Consider the following 17,977-nt stretch of genomic DNA (forward strand, 5'->3'; position numbering starts at 1 on the left):
GAGGGGACCGTGCGACGACTGTCGGAGGCGGTCCGCGGTCGGCTCGCCGAAACCGGCGCCGAGCCGACCGCCGGGCACGTCGCGGCGGCGCTGCGGGCCGAGGAAGGGCTGCTCGGCGACAGCGAGGTGCTCGCGCTCGCGGACGAGCTGCGCGCCGAGTTCGCCGGGGCCGGGCCGCTCGACCCGCTGCTGCGCGCGCCCGGCGTGACGGACGTGCTCGTCAACGGCCCGCACGAGGTGTGGGTCGACGCGGGCGACGGCCTGACGCGCACCGCCGTGCGCTTCGACGACGAGGCGAGCGTCCGCAGGCTCGCGCAGCGGCTGACGGCCGCGGCGGGGCGGCGGCTGGACGACGCCTCGCCGTGCGCGGACGCGCGGCTGGCGGGCGGGGTGCGGCTGCACGCCGTCCTTCCGCCCGTCGCGCCGGGCGGCACGTGCCTGTCGCTGCGGCTTCCGCCCCGGCGCGCGTTCACGCTCGACGAGCTGACCGCCGCCGGGACCGTCCCGCCCGAGGGGGCACGGCTGCTGGCGGCGCTGGTGGACGCGCGGGTCGCGTTCCTGATCACCGGCGGGACGGGGACGGGGAAGACGACCCTGTTGAGCTGCTTACTCGGGCGGGTCGGGCACGGGGAGCGGATCGTGCTGGTCGAGGATTCCGCCGAGCTGCGGCCGGATCATCCGCATGTGGTCCGGTTGGAGGCGCGGCCGCCGAACATCGAGGGCGCGGGCGGGGTGACGCTGCGGGACCTCGTCCGGCAGGCGCTGCGGATGCGGCCGGACCGGCTCGTCGTCGGGGAGACGCGCAACGCGGAGGTCGTGGACTTCCTGAACGCCTTGAACACGGGCCACGACGGCGGCTGCGGGACGCTGCACGCCAACGCCGCCGCCGACGTCCCGGCGCGCTTGGAGGCGCTGGCCTGCGCGGCGGGCCTGACGCGCGAGGCCGTCCACAGCCAGCTCGCGGCGGCTCTGGACGTGATCGTGCATCTCGTCCGCGACCCGTCCGGCGGCCGACGCCGCGTAGCGGAGGTCTGCCTGCTGCACCGCGCCGCGAACGGCCTGGTCGAGGCGATACCCGCCATCTCCTTCCCGCCGACCGGCGGGCCGGTCCTCGAACCGGGGGCCGCCGCCCTGGCGGCACGCCTCGGAAACCGCTGGACGCCGGGAGCCGCCGCATGACCGCGGCCTCGCCCGCCTTCAGAGCGCAGCACGAACACGCGCTCGCCGCACCAGCGTCCGCACGACGGCAGATAGGAGCAACCATGACCGCCACCGCCCGGCCGTGGGAGCCGCGCTCATGATCCCGCTGGCCGTGCTCTGCGCTGTCGCGGCAGTCTGGCTGGCAACGGGACCGCCGCCTGCGGCCCGCCGGCTCGTCCAAGCGCTGCGCCCCGCGCGCCCGGACGTCCATACTGCCCTCACGACCACGAAGGAACGCGTCACCGCGCTGCGGGACCGCCGCCGCGACCCCGACCGCTGGCGCACCGCGGTCATCGAGCTCTGCGACGGCATGGCCGCCGAGCTGACGGCCGGACGCGCGCCCGCCGAGGCATACACCCTCGCCGCCGCCACACTCGATCCCCGCGTAACCCGGCGGCTGCCGCCCTCCGGCGCAGACCCACCAACAGACCACCTGGAAGCCCTGGCAGCCGAACCAGGCGCGGCGGGTCTACGCCCACTCGCAGCATGCTGGCGTATCGGCGCTGAACGCGGCGGGGCCCTTGGCGACGTCCTGGACGGCCTGGCAACGGCACTCCGCGACGAGGAAGAACTACGCCGCGAGGTAGCCGCGCAACTAGCGGCCCCCCGCGCAACGGCCCGCCTACTCGCCGCCCTTCCCCTACTCGGCCTGGCGATGGCAGCCGCGATAGGTGCCCACCCCGTGGCCTTCCTCTTCACGACTCTCCCTGGCCTGGCATGCCTCCTACTCGGCACGTCGCTGAACGCGACCGGCCTCTGGTGGACCCACCACCTCGCCAAAGCAGCAGAAACGCCCCGATGACCCCACCGTTCCCGGCTCTACCGTTTCGTCGCCGTCCATACGACGCGCCGTTCCCGTCTTCCGCTCAGTCGACGTTCCCGAACGCAGCCCCTCGTTCCCACGGGCGGCCGCCCTGCTCGCGGCCAGGAGGCCGAGTTCGTCGTCGCATCGTCGAGCGCGGCAGTGCGGTTCGGCGGGTCGGCATCACCGAATCCAGCCCACCAGCCAAAAAGTGAGGTGTCCCAATGACCGCCCTGTGGATCGCCGTCGCGTGTTTCGCCGCGTGCGGGTTGCTGTTGCCCCGGCCCGCGTCCCGGGCCGAGCAGCGGGTGCGGGCGGCGGCTCGGGCACCCACGGAGAAGACGGGCGTCGTCGGGCGGGCGACAACGGCGGCGCGGGAGCGGAAGTTACGGCAGGGCGCGGCCGTTGCGCAGTCATCGCCAGCGTCGCGCGAGCAACAACTGCGGCGGGGTGCCGCGGTCGCGGCCGGGTTCGCCGTCGCGCTGGTCGTCGGGGGCGTGGCCGGGGTCGTCGGCGGGCTCGTCGTCGCCGTCGCGGCGGACCGGGGACTCGGCCGCCTCGACACGGCCGACGAGCGGAAGCGCCGCGCGCGGATCGTCGCGGACCTGCCCCTCGCCGTCGACCTGCTGGCCGCGTGCCTGCGCGGCGGAACCCCGTGGGACGATGCGGTGACGGCCGTCGCCACCGCCGTCGCCGGGCCGCTCGGCGACGAACTGCACGCCGTCGCGGCGCGGATCAGACTTGGCGCCGACCCGGCCGACGCCTGGTCCGCCCTCGCGGCCGATCCCGCGCTGGCACCGCTCGCGCGGACGGCGAGCCGCGCGGCCCGCAGCGGGTCGGCACTCGCACCGACGCTGGCCCGACTCGCCCGCGACCGCCGCGCGCACGCCCGCTCAGACGCCACCCGCCGGGCACGCGCGGCGGGCGTCCACGTGCTCGCACCGCTCGGAATCTGCTTTCTCCCGGCATTCGTCCTGCTCGGGATCGTCCCGGCCATCGCGGGCCTCGCATCCACCATGCTCACACCGTGGTAACCCGGCCACAGCCCGGACGATCGTCCCGGCCGTCGCTGGCCTCGCGCCCGCGCTGCTCACGCCATAGTGAGCCAGCGACGGATCGGGTGTTCCTGCGTTCACGGGAATTCCGGGCGCGTCCCGTCCGTGCCCGGGCGCGACCCGACGGTGCCGGAACGGCCCTAATGGTGTTCGATGCGCCGGTGATCGGTAAGTTCGTGGGCGTCCTCGGGTGACACGGAGCGGGTTCCGCGACCCACGGGGAAGAACTGCACCGGGGCGGTCCCGTGGGAACCGCCGCCCGCGCGGACGGCGGTCCAAGGCGGGCGCGGCGGTACCGGGCGCACGCGGCGGCCGCCCGCGGTGACGGCCACGGCGCGCGCCGCGGACGGCTCGCGCCGCGCGCGCCGGTGGCCGGACCACCCGCCCGGCTGCCAGGCTGGGAGCGGCCCCGCGCGCGGGGCCCGGAAGGAGAGAGCGATATGTCCGAGGCACTGCCGGGCGAGCGCATCGAGGACAAGTCCCTCGGCGACCTGGTCGCGCTCGCGTCCAGCAACATCTCCGGCCTGGTCCGGGCCGAGATGGAGCTGGCGAAGCTCGAACTGAAGAACGACGCGAAGAAGGCCGCGCTCGGCGGCGTGATGTTCGCCATCGCGGGACTGATCGGCGGACTCATCGTCATCCTGCTGTCGATCGCGCTCGCCTACGGGCTGGTCGCGTGCGGGATCTGGCACTGGGCCGCGTTCCTCATCGTGTCCGGGATCTACCTGCTGCTCGCCGGGGGGCTCATCTTCCTCGGGTACCGCCGCATCAGGAAGATCGACGGCGCCAAGCGCACCCGCAAGACGCTCAAGGACGACTTCACCGCGCTGCGCCACCGGGGCGACCCGGACACGCCCGCGCTGACGGAGTGACCCGGTGGCCGGGCACGACGCGTCGATCGTCGAGATCGACGGACCGTGGACGCACCGCATGGTCAGCGCCGGGGGCACCCGGTTCCACGTCGCCCTGGCCGGTGAGGGGCCGCTCGTCCTGCTGTTGCACGGTTTCCCGCAGTTCTGGTGGTCGTGGCACCACCAGCTCGTGTCGCTCTCGGCGGCCGGGTACCGGGTGGCGGCCGTCGACCTGCGCGGCTACGGCGGCAGCGACAAGCCGCAGCGCGGCTACGACCTGGTGACGCTGGCGTCCGACGCCGCCGGGCTCGTCCGCGCGCTCGGCGAGGCGAACGCCTGCGTCGTCGGGCACGACTGGGGCGGGCTCCTCGGCTGGACGATGGCCGTCCAGCACCCGAAGATCGTGAACCGGCTCGCGGTGGTCGCCGCGCCGCATCCGCTGCGGCTGCGGCGGGCCGTCCTCGCGGACCTGCGCGGGCAGGCGTGGGCGGCGCGGCACACGTTCGGGTTCCAGTTGCCGATGTTGCCCGAACGGCGGCTGCTCCGCGACGACGCCGCGCTCGTCGGGCGCCTTCTGCGCACGTGGTCGGGCCCCGGTTTCCCGGACGCCGAGACCGAGGACCTGGCGCGGCGCGCGATCCAGATCCCCGGCGTCGCGCACTGCGCGCTGGAGTACCACCGGTGGCTCGTCCGCTCGCTGCCCCGCCCGGACGGCATCCGCTACGCGCACCGGATGCGCGCGCAGATCCAGGTGCCGACCCTCCAGCTCCACGGCTCGCTGGACCGCTGCACGCTGCCCGCGACCGCGCAGGGCTCGGGCCGCTACGTCACCGCGCCCTACCGCTGGAAGCTGATCGACGGCGTCGGCCATTTCCCCCACCAGGAACGCCCGGAAACATTCGACCGCCACCTGCTCGGCTGGCTCGCTGACCCCGAACCGGAACGCTGAAATGCCCGACGACGACCCGAGCGAGGAACACACTCCCGGCGGCACCAAACCGGACGCGGAAACCAGCGAACGCACCCCGGCCGAGCCGCGCGCGGAGAACGCCGCCGAGCCGGACGAGGAAGCCGACGAACGCGCTGCCGGCCGCACCCGACCGGCCGGGGACGCCGTCACCCGCGACCGCGACCCCGCAGGCCGCGCACGCAACGCGCGGCCCCGCGACGCCTACGGCCGCCCGCTGCCGCACGGCGCGACCGGCGTCCCGACCATGCCGGACGACCTCGACCCCGATCCGGTGCGCGGCCTGGCCGAGGCGCAGCGCCTCCTCGACGCGGACCGGCCGTTTCACGCGCACGAGGTCCTGGAGGCCGTCTGGAAGGGCGCGCCGCCGGACGAGCGCGAGCTGTGGCGTTCCCTGGCCCAGGTCGCGGTCGGCATCACGCACCTGCGGCGCGGCAACCCGCGCGGCGCGCGCGCCCTGCTGGACCGAGCCACCGCCGCACTCGAACCGTGGACGGCCCGCGCCCCGCACGGCGTGGACGCGGCCGGAGTGATCGCGGCGACCCGCGCCCTCCTCACCCGTCCCGACACCGAACTCACCCCGGACCTGCCGATCGTCCTGAACTTCACCCGCTGACCGCCACCAGCCCAAGTAATCCCCCCACGACCATCAAGCGGGCAGGCCGTCAGCCGGAGCAGTCCCCGCCCTGGGCACCGACATGATCGCGGCAACCCGCGCGCTCCCGTCCCGGCACCGAATTCGCCCCGGACCTGCCAACTCACCCTGACCCCGGTCCGCCGACCGCCGCCCTCCCACCGGGACCGTCACGCCCGCATGCTGTCGACCCGAGCAGCTCCTCCACCGAGACCGGTCCACCAGGGCGCCATCAGCCGAGCGGCCTCCCCACCGCGACCGTCACACCGGACCGTCACACCACGGCCGGGCGATCCCGCGCCGCGGGCACCCGGCACGTCAGTCCGAGCATTCGCCCGTCGCGACGGTTTCCGTGGACTTCACGCCCGCCTCGGCGTCCGGTTCGACCTCCTTCGCGGTCAGCGCGTACCCCGTCGAGGGGGTGTCGAGCGCCGCCGCGAAGATGACGCCGTACACGCGTCCGTCCGTGGAGAGCAGCGGACCGCCGGAATTGCCCGGCTCGACCGTCCCGCGGATCGCGTAGATCTCGCGCTTCACCTGGCCCGCGTGGTAGATGTCCGGCCCCGTCGCGATCTGGCGGGCGCGGATGCGGGCGGCCCCGGCGGTGAACGGGTGGTTCTTCGGGAAGCCCGCGATGATCGCGTCGTCGCGGATGCGGGCCGTGCCCGCGAACTTCAGGACGGGCGCCTTCAGGCCGGGCACGCTGAGGATGGCGATGTCCCGCTTCGGGTCGTACAGGACGACGCGGCCCCGCACCCGCGACCCGTCCAGCGTCGCGATGGTCGAGGCGCCGCGCGCGCCCGCGACGACGTGCGCGTTCGTCATGACGCGGCCCGGCGCGAACACGAACCCCGTGCCCTCGATGCGCCGCTGGCACTCGGGCGCGGTGCTGACGACCTTGACGATGCTGCGCTTGGCGGCGCGCAGCGCGTCGGTGTTGAGGATCGCGTCGTCGGGCGGCGGCACCTCCGCGACCGACTCGCCGCCGAGCCCGTTGAAGACCTGCGGGAACTCGCTGTCGCGGACGAACGCCTTGAACGACCCGAACCACGTCTGCGCGGACGGCGGCATCACCGTGTTGATGCCCTTGAACACCGACGACGCCTTCACCTGCTTGCGGACGGGCGTGAACTCCGAGTCGTACATCAGCGTCCCGAAGAACCACGCCACGATCAGCAGCGACAGCGAGCTGACGACCGCGCCGCCCGCCGCGTCCACGGCGCGGGCGTTCACCCCGGTCACCCGGTTGCGCAGCACCGCGCCGAGGGACGACGCGACGAGCTGCCCGAGCGTCGCGGCGAGGAACGCGACGACGATCGCGAGGAGCGCCTGCTGCGCGCTCCCGTCCACGGTCGCCTCCGCGATGGGCGGGGCGACGAGCACGCCGACCACGCCGCCGCCGATGAAGCCCGCGAAGCTCAGCAGGCTCACGATGAAGCCCTGCCGGTACCCCGAGACCGCGAACAGCACGAGGAGCCCGATCAGGATCAGGTCGAGAAGGTGGTCGCCGAACACCGCTTCACCGTATAGGGCTCCTGCCGTCCGGAACGTCGCCTCAGCGGACCACATCGCGTCCGCGCCGGTAGCCGCACGGAACTAGGCAGTGTTTCAAAGTCCCGGCCTACGGCCCTCGCCTGGCGGCTCGGACCTAACCGGGCCTTGGCGAGCGCGACATCGCTGCGCGATCTGGCCGGCGGCTCGCTTCACCACCCAGTCAACGCACTCGCGCTGTGGCTAAGGCACTTTGAGACACGCCCTAGGCGCGGCGAGCGAGGTCCAGTTTGTCGGCGGGCAGGTCCTCGATGTGACGGGTGTCCCACGGCCGGTTCCAGCCGCCCGCGTCGAGGACCTGGGTGAGGACCCCGGCGGTGAAGCCCCACACGAACATCCCGCCGACCTTGAACGCCGGGCCGAGGGAGACGCCGGACGGGTGCCGCGCCATCGTCCGGTTCGCGGGGTCGGTCAGGTCGGCGATGGGCACCCGCGCGACGGTCGCGACCTCGCCGGGATGGCCGGGCGCGACGTCCGAGGGCTCGCGCCACCAGCCCGCGACGGGCGTGACGCGGTGCTCGCTGTGCGCCAGGTACAGCTCGGGCAGCGTCGCGATGACGTCGACGCCGTCCGGGACGACGCCCGCCTCCTCCTGCGCCTCGCGGAGCGCCGCCTCGACGGGCCCGGCGTCGCCGGGGTCGATGCGCCCGCCGGGGAACGCGGGCTGCCCGGCGTGCTTGGTGAGCGTCGCGGCGCGCTCGGTGAGCAGGACGTCCGGCCCGGCGGGCCCCTCGCCGAACAGGATCAGGACGGCCGCGGGACGGCCGCCGCCCGCCGGGGGCCGCAGGACGGGCGGCACCCGCAGCCGCGGGGCCTCGCGACGGAATCTGTCGAGCCAAGCCGGAACGTCGGACACGTGAAGAACAACCTCCGAGGTGGTGGGGAACTTCCCGGCGGACGTCAGGTGGTCTTCGGCGGCGGGCCGGTCTTGACGAGCTTCGCCGCCTCGTCGTGGTCCACCGGGCCGGTGCCGTACGACGGGCACAGCTTCGCCAGCGGGCACGCACCGCACGCGGGCCGCCGCGCGTGGCAGATCCGCCGCCCGTGCCAGATCAGCCGGTGCGACAGCATCGTCCAGTCCTTGCGGGGGAACAGGCCGGCGACGACGGTCTCGACCTTCTCGGGCTCGGTCTCGTCCGTCCACCCGAACCGGCGGACGAGCCGCCCGAAATGCGTGTCGACGGTGATCCCGGGCACGCCGAACGCGTTGCCGAGGACGACGTTGGCGGTCTTGCGGCCGACGCCCGGCAGTTTGACGAGATCGTCGAGCTTGCGCGGCACCTCCCCGCCGAACCTGTCGACCAGCGCCGACGACAGGCCGAGCACCGACTTGGTCTTCGCCCGGAAGAACCCCGTGGGCCGCAGGATCTGCTCCAGGTCCTCGGGGTTGGCCGCCGCCATGTCCTCCGGCGTCGGGTACTTGGCGAACAGGCCGGGCGTCGTGAGGTTGACGCGGACGTCCGTCGTCTGCGCCGACAGCACCGTCGCGACGAGCAACTGGAACGGGTTCTGGAAGTCCAGCTCGCAGTGCGCGTCCGGGTACGTCTCCTGCAGAATCCGGTCCATCTTCCGCGCCCGCCGCACCAGCCCCGTCCGCGTCTCGTCCGCGAACTTCCGCGCCCGCGGCTGGGAACTTCCCTTGGTCGCCATGCCTCCAGCGTAGAACCCGGGCGGACGGGAGCCGTCGGTTCCGGTGGACGAACTGGGGGCGCCGGCTCCACGCCACCGACCGCGTCTTCAGACCGGCCTGGTGCGGCGGGCTCCACGGGATGACTATCCGCGGCGGTGGAGCGAACGTTTCCGTCCGGGTCAAGTTCTGGTGGCGGGGAGCGGGCGTACTTAGGGTCGGAGGGACGATCTCGGTTCCGGGAGGAGTGCGGATGGCGTCCAGGCCAGAGGACCTGGTGGGGCGGCTCGGGTTGACGGCCAAGGTCCGATTGCTGACCGGGGCGGACTTCTGGTCGCTGCCGGGGGACGATTCGGTCGGGTTGCGGCCGGTTCGGATGTCCGACGGGCCGGCGGGCGTGCGCGGGGCTCGGTGGGACGAGCGGGAGCCGTCGCTGAATCTGCCGTCCGGGAGCGCGCTCGGCGCGACATGGGACGTGGCGCTCGCCCGGGTCTACGGGGAGTTGGTCGGGGCGGAGGCTCGGCGCAAGGGCGTCGCCGTCGTGCTCGGGCCGACGATCAACCTGCACCGGTCGCCGTACGGCGGGCGGCACTTCGAGGCGCTGTCGGAGGACCCGCTGCTGACGGCGCGGCTCGCGGCGGCGTACGTCGAAGGCGTCCAGGCGCACGGCGTCGCGGCGTGCCCGAAGCACTACGTCGGCAACGAGTACGAGACCGAGCGCTACACCGCCAGCTCCCGGATCGACGACCGGACGCTGCGCGAGGTCTATTTGGCCGCGTTCGAGGACGCCGTGGTCGAAGCGCGCGCGTGGGCGGTGATGTCGGCGTACAACGCGGTCAACGGGACGACGATGAGCGAGAGCCCGCTGCTGCGCGACCCGCTGAAGACCGACTGGGGGTTCGACGGCGTCGTCGTCTCCGACTGGACGGCCGTCCGCACGACGGACGCGGCCGCCCGCGCCGCGCAGGACCTGGTGATGCCCGGCCCGCGCGGGCCCTGGGGCGACGCGCTGGTCGAGGCGGTCCGCGCGGGGCGAGTCCCCGAGACGGCGGTCGACGAGAAGGTCGCCCGCCTCCTGCGCCTCGCCTCCCGCGTCGGCGCACTCGACGGCTCGAGCACCTTCCACCCGGCGGTTGATGATTCGCACGCGTCCCGTCCGGCCCCGGGCGGTGCGCCCGGCGGGTCGGCTGTGGCCGAGCCGACCGGCGCGGGCGGTAGGCCCGGTCCGGCGGACGGCGATCCGATCGCCGCTGTGCGGAAACTCGCCGCCGAAGGCATGGTCCTGCTCGTCAACCGCGGCGAGCTGCCGTGGACGACCCCGCCCCGGTCGATCGCCGTGCTGGGCCCGAACGCGCTGGTCCCCCGCACGCAGGGCGGCGGAAGCGCCACCGTGCTGCCCGAGCGCGTCGTGTCCCCGGTCGGGGGCCTGCGGGCGCGGTTCCCCGGCGCCGAGTTCGTCCACCGCAACGGCGTCCCGTCCCCGCACGGCGTCCTGCCGCTGCCGCTCGACCGGCTGACCGACCCCGTCGAGGGCGGCCGGGGCGTCCGCGTGACGATCCGCGACGCGGACGGCGCGGTGCTGCGCGACGAGGTCCGCCGCGCGACCGCGCTCGTGTGGCTCGGCGACCTGCCCAACGGCGCGGCGACGCTGGAGCTGCGCACCCGTCTCGCGCCAGGCGGCGCGGACCCGCTGGCCGTCGCGTGCGTCGGCGCGGTGACGGTGGACGTCGACGGAACCCGCGTCATCGACGCCGAACTCGCCCCGGAGGGCGGCGACATCGCGTCGGCGCTGCTCGACCCGCCCGCCGCCACCGCGCCCGCCCCCGCAGAAACATGCGAAATCAAGGTCGTCTGCACCGTCCGGCGGACGTTCATCCCCGGCACGTTCGCGCTGACGCTCGGCACCGCCCCGCACACCGCCGACCCCGACGCGCTGCTCGCGGAAGCAGTGGAAACAGCGCGCGGAGCCGAGGCCGCCGTCGTGGTCGTCGGGACGAGCGAGGCGGCCGAGAGCGAGGGCGCCGACCGGACGACGCTCGCGCTCCCCGGCCGCCAGGACGACCTCGTCGCGGCCGTCGCCGCCGCGAACCCGCGCACGGTCGTCGTCGTGAACGCGGGCAGCCCGGTGCTGACGCCGTGGCGGGACGACGTCGCGGCCGTGCTGGTCTCCTGGTTCGGCGGCCAGGAGATGGGCGACGCGGTCGCGGACGTCCTCGCGGGCGACCGCGAGCCCGGCGGCCGCCTGCCCACGACGTGGCCCGCGGACGAGGCGTCGGTGCCGGTGGCGTCGTCCGTCCCGGAGAACGGCGAGCTCGTCTACGCGGAGGGCGTCCACGTCGGGCACCGGGGCTGGCTGCGCGCGGGGGCCGTCCCCGCGTACCCGTTCGGGCACGGCCTCGGGTACACGACGTGGGACCTGCGGGACGCGGCCGCGCCCGCGAGCGTCCCGGCGGGCGACCCGGTCCCGGTGGCGCTGACCGTCGAGAACACCGGGAAACGCTCCGGCAAGCAGGTGGTGCAGGTCTACGCGTCCCGCGCGGCGAGCGCGGTGGACCGGCCCGTCCGCTGGCTGGTCGGCTTCGCGGCCGTCCGGCTGGACGCGGGCGAGCGGCGGCGCGTCACCGTGGACGTCCGGCCGCGCGGCCTCGCGGTCTGGCGGGACGGCTGGTGGACCGAACCCGGAATCTACGAGTTCCATATCGGGACAAGCGTCGCGGACCTCCCGCTCCGCACGGCCGTCGAGGTCACCGATCCGCGTGCGTAGTATCCGGGCATGACTTCCGGGACCTGGCGCGTCCTCGCGCTGCCACCGCTGGACATCGCGCTGCTGCGGGCGCTCGTCGACCCGCTCGGCGGCGCGGCCGAGCTGACCGTGCCCGAGACGCGCGACGCCGCCGGGCTGCACGCCGCGCTCGCCGACGCGGACGTGGTGATCGGCGACTTCACCGGCGCGCTCGCGCTGGACGAGGCGGCCGTCGCGGCCGCGCCGAAGCTGGCGTTCGTGCAGATGCCGCAGGTCGGCGTGGACGGCGTGGACCTCAAGGCGCTCACCGAGGCGGGCGTCCCCGTCGCGAACACCGCCGGGGCCAACGCCCGCGCCGTCGCCGAATGGGCGGTCGGCGCGACGTTCGCGCTGTGCCGCCAGCTCGCGTGGGCGGACCGGCGCGTCCGCGCGGGCGACTGGCCGCAGAACGAGGTCCTCGCGCGCGGCACCCGCGAGATCCACGCGCTGCGGATCGGCATCGTCGGGTACGGCGCGATCGGCGTCCGCGCCGCGGAGCTGTTCACCGCGCTCGGCGCGGACGTCGCCTACTGGACGCGGACGCCCCGCGAACAGGCCGTCGCCGCGTACCTCCCGCTCGACGAACTCGTCGCGGCGTCCGACGTGATCGTGCTCGCCGTCCCGCTGACGGCCGACACCGCCGGGCTGTTCGACGCGGCCCGCATCGCCCGGATGAAGCCGCGCGCGCTGCTGGTCAACGTCGCGCGCGGCGGGCTCGTGGACGAGGACGCGCTCGCCGCCGCCCTCGACTCCGGCGCGCTCGGCGGCGCGGCGCTCGACGTGTTCGCCGCCGAGCCCGCGCCCGCCGACTCGCCGCTGCGCCGCCACGACAACGTCCTGCTGTCCCCGCACGTCGCGGGCGCCACCGCCGAGGCCCAGTCCTCGATCATCGGGAAGGTCATCGACAACGTCGCCGCGGCCGTGCGGGGCGAGCCGGTCAGCGGCGTCGTCAACGGGCTGGACCCGGTGATCCGCCGCCGCTGACCCGCCGCCTACCGGTTGATGAGGTGGTCCACGACGCGCTCGGCGACCTTGCCGTCGTCGTGCGGGCAGAACGCCTCGGCGAAGTCGGTGAGCGCCGCCGCCGACTCGGCCGCGACGTCGTCGAAGCCCTCCAGCGCCTCGATCAGCTCGTCCGACGTGCGCAGCAGCGGGCCCGGCGCGCGCTCGGTGAGGTCGTGCGCGAAGCCGCGGACCTGGTCGCGGTATTCCTCCAGGTCCGGTGCGAACAGCAGGATCGGCTTGCGGAGACCCGCGAAGTCGCACATCAGCGACGAGTAGTCGGTGACGAGCGCGTCCGCGGCGAGGAACAGCTCCGTCACGTCCGGGTATCCGGCGACGTCGACGACGAAGTTTCCGAGGTTGCGCGGCGCGGGCACGTCGAGGAGCCGGTGCGGACGCAGCAGGACGACGGTGTCCTCGGCCAGCGCCCCGGCCGCGCGCTCGAAGTCCAGCCCGAGGCGGTGCCGCGCCGAGCCGTGCCGCGCGCTGCGGAGCTGGTCCCGCCACGTCGGCGCGTACAGCACCACGCGGCGGCCCGCCGGGATGCCCAGGCGCTCGCGGACCCGCTCCCTGATCCGCGGCGCGTCCGGACCGTGCGCGAGGTCGTTGCGCGGGTAGCCCGTCTCCAGGATCTCGCCGTCGTAGCGGAATGCGCGCGCCAGCGTCTCCGTGCTGAACGGGTTCTGCGACAGCAGCAGGCCCCACGCCGCCGCGTCCGCCGCCATCATGCGCCGCTGCTGGTCGCGGCGGTCCAACGCCTCCCAGCGGGTCTCGTACCCGACGTTCTTGATCGGCGTCCCGTGCCAGGTCTGCAGGTAGAGCTGGCCCTTCCGGGGGCGGTAGCCCTCCGGCTGGTACGCGTTGTTGACGACGAAGCGGGCCTGCGCGACCAGCTCCCAGTACTCGCGGCCCAGCCGCCGGACGGTGCGGCCGCCCGGGACCGTGAAGCGCCCGTCGCCGACCGCCCACACCAGCTCCATGCCGGTGTCGCGGCGCACGAACTCCTCGTAGATCGCCTTCGGGTTGCACGCGTACGCGCCGCCGAAGTAGCTCTCGAAGACGACCAGGTCGCGGACGCTCCGGCGCAGGAACGCCGGGTAGTGCCGCTCGCGGAGGACGCGCTTGGCGTACGGGCCGTCCTCGTCGTCGTGCCAGGCGGGCCGGACGCCGAGCCGCACGCCCGCGCCGCCGCGCGTCGGCCGCAGGACGAACCGCTGCCCGGCGGCCTCGCGCGGACGCGGCAGCGTGGTGAGGCAGTCGCGCGTCGCGAAGACGGCGCACCGGTCGGTTCCCGCGGCCGCGCCGATGTCCCACGTTCCGGCCGACAGCGGCGACTCGTCGCCGGGCACGACGGCGTCCGGCCGGAAACGGGCCTCCCGCAGCCCCTCTCCGACCCGCGCGACCGCCGCCGCGTCGGCCCGGCCGAGGTCACCGCTCCCGACCGCGCCCTCGGCGACAGCGGCACGCTCGGACGCGGTCCGCGCGGACTCGGCGGTACTGCCGGACTCGGTGCGAGTGGCAGCAGCGCGGCTGGATGGGATACGGCCCAGGCCGACGTCCTCCGATTCCGCGTCGGGGGTTCCCGTGCTCGCGGACGCCGACCGTGCGGAGTCGGCGCGGCCGGGCCTGAGACGGCCCAAACCGAGGTCTTCCGTCTCGGCGTCGAGAATTCCGGTGCTCGGGGACTCGGCGCGAACGGAACTACTGCGGCTGGACGTGCTGCCTGAGCCGACGTGCTTTGGTTCGGTGCCGGTGATCCCGGTGGCGGGGACGTTCGGGAGCGTGCTCACCGAGGCGTTGCGCGCGGCGGCGACGCGCACGTCGCCCGGCGACGCGGTGCCCGCCTTGCGGGTCTGCACGCTGCCCGGCGCGCCGGGCTTCTGCTTGGCGGGCGTCTCGTCGGACGCGCGGCGCTGGGCGGGAGCCCCCGACACGGCGCCCTTCGGGTCCTCGGCGCCCTGCTCGGCAGGCCCGCCGCCGGGCGCCTTCTTGGCGTTCGCCCGCGCCTTGCCGGTCGCGGCCTCGCCACCGTCCTTCGCCGAGCCACCCGGCTCGTTGCCCTTCGCGTTGCTCCCTGAGCTGTTCGTCCCGCCGCCGGAAGCGGCTCCCCGCGCGCGAGCCGACGCGCTGCCGACCCCGCTCTTCACAGACTCGGCGGTGTTGTCGGGAGCAGTACGCGGCGCACTGACGATCACCGCACTCGCCGTGGCCGTCGCGACCTCGCCCGCCCCGACGCGCTCCTCACCGGCATCCGCGCGCACTCCGCCGGACCCCCCGGCGGCGCTCCGCACGCTCTTCCCGCCGCCCCGCGCCGCCTTACCCTTGCGCGACGCCGCGCCCCGCGCGCCACCCGACTCTCCGACCAGCCCGCCAGCCTCCGCATCGGCCGCCGCACTGACCGCCGCTTCGACCTCCGCACCGGACTCCGCTTCGACCTCCGCGCCGGACTTCGCGCCGGACTTCGCGCCGGACTTCGCGCCGGACTTCGCGCCGGACAGCGCATTGCCCTGCGCGCCGGACTTCGCATCGCCCTGCGCGCCGGACTCCGTGTCACCCTTCGCGTCGCCTCTCAGACCGGGCTTCGCGTCACCCTTCACGCCGGCCTTCGCGCCGGGCTTCGCGTCACCCTTCACGCCGAACTTCGCGTCGACCTGCTCGCCAACCTTCGTGTCGGCCGCCGCTCCAGCCGCCGCGCCAGCCTGCGTGTCAGCCTGTGCGTCGGTCTTCGCGTCGGTCTTCGCGTCGGTCTTCGCGTCGGTCTTCGCGCCTGTTCCCGCGTTCGTCTTCGCTCCAGCCGCCGTGCTGCCGTTCGCACCAGCCTTCGCGCCGCGCTTCGCGCCGGCCTGGCGGCTCGCGGCAGTACCACCCTTGGCCGCCGTCGGCGCGCTGCCGCGCTTCGCCCCCGTCCGCGCGGGATCGCCGCCGCAGCAGCCGTCCGCCGCGAGAGCGTCCGCGCCCTCCTCGGCGTCTGCGGCGTTCGGAGCGTCGCCGCTCTTCACCGCGCCCGCGCAGCACCCGCTGCCCGCGCTATCCGCATTGCCGGCCGCGCTCAACGCGTCACCGCTCCGCACCGCGTCCGCGCAGCATCCGCCCGCCGCGCCGGTTTCGGGGCTCGTGGCCAGGGCCCCGCCGTTCTTCACCGCGTCCGCGTCATCCGGCGCGGAGTCCGTTGCCGCAGCGCTAACCGCGGACGCCGCGCCGGGCGCGGAGGGCAGCGCGCCGCCCTCGTCGGAGCCCATGATCTGCGCCAGTTCCTCCGCCGGGAACGCCAGCGGCACCGTGTGCCGGGTGCCCGTGCGGCGGTTGCGGAGTTCGAGGCGGTCCGGGCGCAGGCCGTCGCCCACGGGCAGTGCCGAGACGACCAGCGCGTCCCCGTCCCAGCGCACGCCCGTCAGGTACAGCCCCGGCTCGGCCGTCGCCGTGAGGTTCCCGTAGCGCGTCCGGTCCAGGACGACGCCCGCGTGCGCGAGCCCCGCGAACCCGTCGGCGGCGGGCAGCCGCACCCGCGCGTCGCCGACCTGCAGCGACAGGTCGTGGTGGAGCCGCCCGGCGAACGCGGGCCCGGACGACGGCAGCCCCGGCCCCGTCCCGAGGTCGGCGGCGGTGAGGCGGAACCGGAACGGCGTGCGGCCGTCCGCGCCGGGCTCGCCGTAGCGCACCGGCAGCCGACCGGCGGTGCCGCGCTCCCGGCAGGACACCACGACCGCGTCGTCGTCGCCGGTGGGCCGCGCGACCCAGCCGGCGATCTCGACGCCGTCGCCGTCCGGCCCCTGCCCGGTGACCATCGCGTCGGGGCGGCGGAGGCGCAGCGCCACCCCGTCGCCGCTCTGGACGAGCTGGACGCGCACCCCGTCGAACAGGTCCCGGTAGCGCGGCCAGTGCGCGGACGGCCCGCAGCCGCCGACCGGTCCCGAGACGGTGATCCGGTCCCGCCCGGCACCGGTGCGGACGGCCGCGTGCAGCCGCCAGTCGACCTTGCGGGCGGACGCGTCGAAGAACTCGGTCGGGTCGATCTCCACCACGAACCCCGACCCGTCGTAGCAGGCCGCCGCCTGCCCGGACTCGGCCGTGACGTGCGGTGCGGGCACGCGCGAAACCGTCAACGTGCGGCGGCGCGACGACCCGGCCCGCTCCAGCCACACGTCGATGCCGTCCGCCAGCGCCATGTCCAGGTACGGGACGTAGGCGTGCCCCGCGACGCGCAGCCGGTCCCCGACCCACACGATCTCGTCGATGCGCGCTTCGAGCCGCAGCTCGTCGGTGATGTCGTAGAGGCGCTGTGGATAACCGCGCGACTCGTCGTCCCGGAACGGATGGCCCGCGTACCAGCGGCGGCGGACGAGCCCGCGCACCTCGGCGGGCGCGGCGGGCAGCCCGGTGCGCTCGTACTCCAGGACGGTGACGAGGTCCGCGATCCGGCCCTCCGCGACCAGGTGGTACTTGAGCCGCTGCAGCGACGTCAGCTCGTCCAGCAGCGCGGGGTCGACGCCGCGCACGTGGTCGCCGACGAGGCGGCACAGCCGTTCGCGGTAGGCGTCGTCGCCGTCCTCGGCCTCGTCCACGAACAGCAGCAGGTCGTCGTCCAGGACGCTCAGCTCGTACGGGACGCGCAGCGCGGGCGCGTGCTCGTCGAGGAACCGGACGATGCGCCGGGCGGCGGCGAGGCGGTCCTCCAGGTTGGACGCCTCGGTGCGGCGCTGCGTGACGGACCGCTCGGCATCCTCGCGCTTGCGGTAGCAGTACAGGATGTCGCTGAGGACGTCCACGCTCGCGGCGAGGACGTGCGCGGACACGGCGACCGGGATGTCCTCGTACGCCCCGGCGGGGAACTCGATGCCGCTGTTCTCCCAGAAGGACCGGCGGATCACCTTGTTCCACACGGTGCGGTCGCGCAGCAGCGCCTCGTCGCGGGTGACGTGCGTCCGCAGCCGGGTCGTGCGCAGCGCGTCCAGCGGGAACCGGGCGCGGAACGACCGGCGCGAGTCGAACTGCTCGATGCCGCCGCACACCATGTCGGAACCGGTGCGGCGCAGCGTCCCGACCATTCGCTCATAGGCGTAGAAGGGGACGATGTCGTCGCTGTCGGCGAACGCCAGGAACGTTCCAGTCGCGTGCTTGACCCCGGTGTTGCGGGCCGCGCCCATCCCCTGGTTGTCCTGCTGGACGAACTTGAACCGCGCGTCCCGGTCGGCGAACGCCTTCGCGATCACCGCGCTGCCGTCGGGCGAGCCGTCGTCGACCATGACGACCTCGATGTCGGTCAGGGTCTGTGCCGCCAGCGACGCCAGGCACTCCTCCAGATAGTCCTCGACCTTGAAGATGGGGACGACGACGCTGAGCACGGGTGCCATTTCCACGGACTCCTCGGGAAGGCGGACGGGTTCCGGCGGCGCCCCGGCCGGGCGCGCTCCGTCCCGCGCGCCCCACGCCGCCCACCCGGACAGACTCGGAGCAGGGCCATGACCGTCTCAGCGCGAAAACGCAAGCGTGGACGCCCCGTTGCCCA

General features: G+C 74.7%; 12 protein-coding genes. 8 read left to right on the top strand and 4 right to left on the bottom strand.

The features are described 5' to 3' along the window. Positions 1 to 9 precede the first annotated feature (9 nt). The 6 genes from G339_RS40000 (at position 10) to G339_RS35055 (ending at position 5,491) form a co-directional block, all read left to right on the top strand. Positions 10 to 1,179 (top strand): TadA family conjugal transfer-associated ATPase, encoded by a 1,170-nt coding sequence (locus G339_RS40000; protein ID WP_019633532.1) that lies wholly within the window; start codon positions 10 to 12, stop codon positions 1,177 to 1,179. Positions 1,180 to 1,297: 118 nt separating this feature from the next. Continuing rightward, positions 1,298 to 2,002, top strand: a complete 705-nt coding sequence (locus G339_RS38140) for a type II secretion system F family protein (RefSeq protein WP_084693384.1) — start codon at positions 1,298 to 1,300, stop codon at positions 2,000 to 2,002. Between the two features lie 224 nt (positions 2,003 to 2,226). Then, positions 2,227 to 3,036, top strand: coding sequence for a type II secretion system F family protein (locus G339_RS0123590; RefSeq protein WP_019633533.1), 810 nt, complete (start codon positions 2,227 to 2,229; stop codon positions 3,034 to 3,036). Positions 3,037 to 3,497: 461 nt separating this feature from the next. Next, positions 3,498 to 3,929, top strand: a complete 432-nt coding sequence (locus tag G339_RS0123595) for a phage holin family protein (protein ID WP_019633534.1) — start codon at positions 3,498 to 3,500, stop codon at positions 3,927 to 3,929. A 4-nt stretch (positions 3,930 to 3,933) separates the two neighbouring features. Further along, positions 3,934 to 4,857: an alpha/beta fold hydrolase gene (locus G339_RS0123600; RefSeq protein WP_019633535.1), complete on the top strand. Its 924-nt coding sequence runs from the start codon at positions 3,934 to 3,936 to the stop codon at positions 4,855 to 4,857. Position 4,858: 1 nt separating this feature from the next. After that, positions 4,859 to 5,491, top strand: coding sequence for a DUF309 domain-containing protein (locus G339_RS35055; protein WP_019633536.1), 633 nt, complete (start codon positions 4,859 to 4,861; stop codon positions 5,489 to 5,491). 336 nt (positions 5,492 to 5,827) lie between these two features. On the opposite strand, the gene G339_RS0123610 is transcribed toward G339_RS35055, so the two are convergent. The 3 genes from G339_RS0123610 to nth form a co-directional block, all read right to left on the bottom strand. Beyond that, the gene (locus G339_RS0123610) at positions 5,828 to 7,024 is read right to left on the bottom strand and encodes a MarP family serine protease (RefSeq protein ID WP_019633537.1); all 1,197 of its coding nucleotides are present in this window, start codon (positions 7,022 to 7,024) and stop codon (positions 5,828 to 5,830) included. Between the two features lie 241 nt (positions 7,025 to 7,265). Then, positions 7,266 to 7,916, bottom strand: coding sequence for an NUDIX hydrolase (locus G339_RS0123615; protein WP_033324122.1), 651 nt, complete (start codon positions 7,914 to 7,916; stop codon positions 7,266 to 7,268). 44 nt (positions 7,917 to 7,960) lie between these two features. Then, entirely contained in the window at positions 7,961 to 8,710 is a 750-nt protein-coding gene (gene nth / locus G339_RS0123620) for an endonuclease III (protein ID WP_084693386.1), read from the bottom strand. A 230-nt stretch (positions 8,711 to 8,940) separates the two neighbouring features. Here nth and G339_RS0123625 point away from each other — a divergent pair, with 230 nt between their 5' ends. Both G339_RS0123625 and G339_RS0123630 read left to right on the top strand, forming a co-directional pair. Beyond that, complete coding sequence (locus tag G339_RS0123625) at positions 8,941 to 11,451, top strand: beta-glucosidase family protein (protein ID WP_051107941.1); 2,511 nt, start codon at positions 8,941 to 8,943, stop codon at positions 11,449 to 11,451. Positions 11,452 to 11,460: 9 nt separating this feature from the next. Further along, complete coding sequence (locus G339_RS0123630; RefSeq protein ID WP_019633540.1) at positions 11,461 to 12,453, top strand: 2-hydroxyacid dehydrogenase; 993 nt, start codon at positions 11,461 to 11,463, stop codon at positions 12,451 to 12,453. A gap of 8 nt (positions 12,454 to 12,461) precedes the next feature. On the opposite strand, the gene G339_RS37065 is transcribed toward G339_RS0123630, so the two are convergent. Further along, entirely contained in the window at positions 12,462 to 17,822 is a 5,361-nt protein-coding gene (locus tag G339_RS37065) for a CDP-glycerol glycerophosphotransferase family protein (protein WP_019633541.1), read from the bottom strand. Between the last annotated feature and the right edge of the window lie 155 nt (positions 17,823 to 17,977).

The sequence above is a fragment of the Actinomadura atramentaria DSM 43919 genome (assembly GCF_000381885.1).
Classification (GTDB): Bacteria; Actinomycetota; Actinomycetes; order Streptosporangiales; family Streptosporangiaceae; genus Spirillospora; species Spirillospora atramentaria.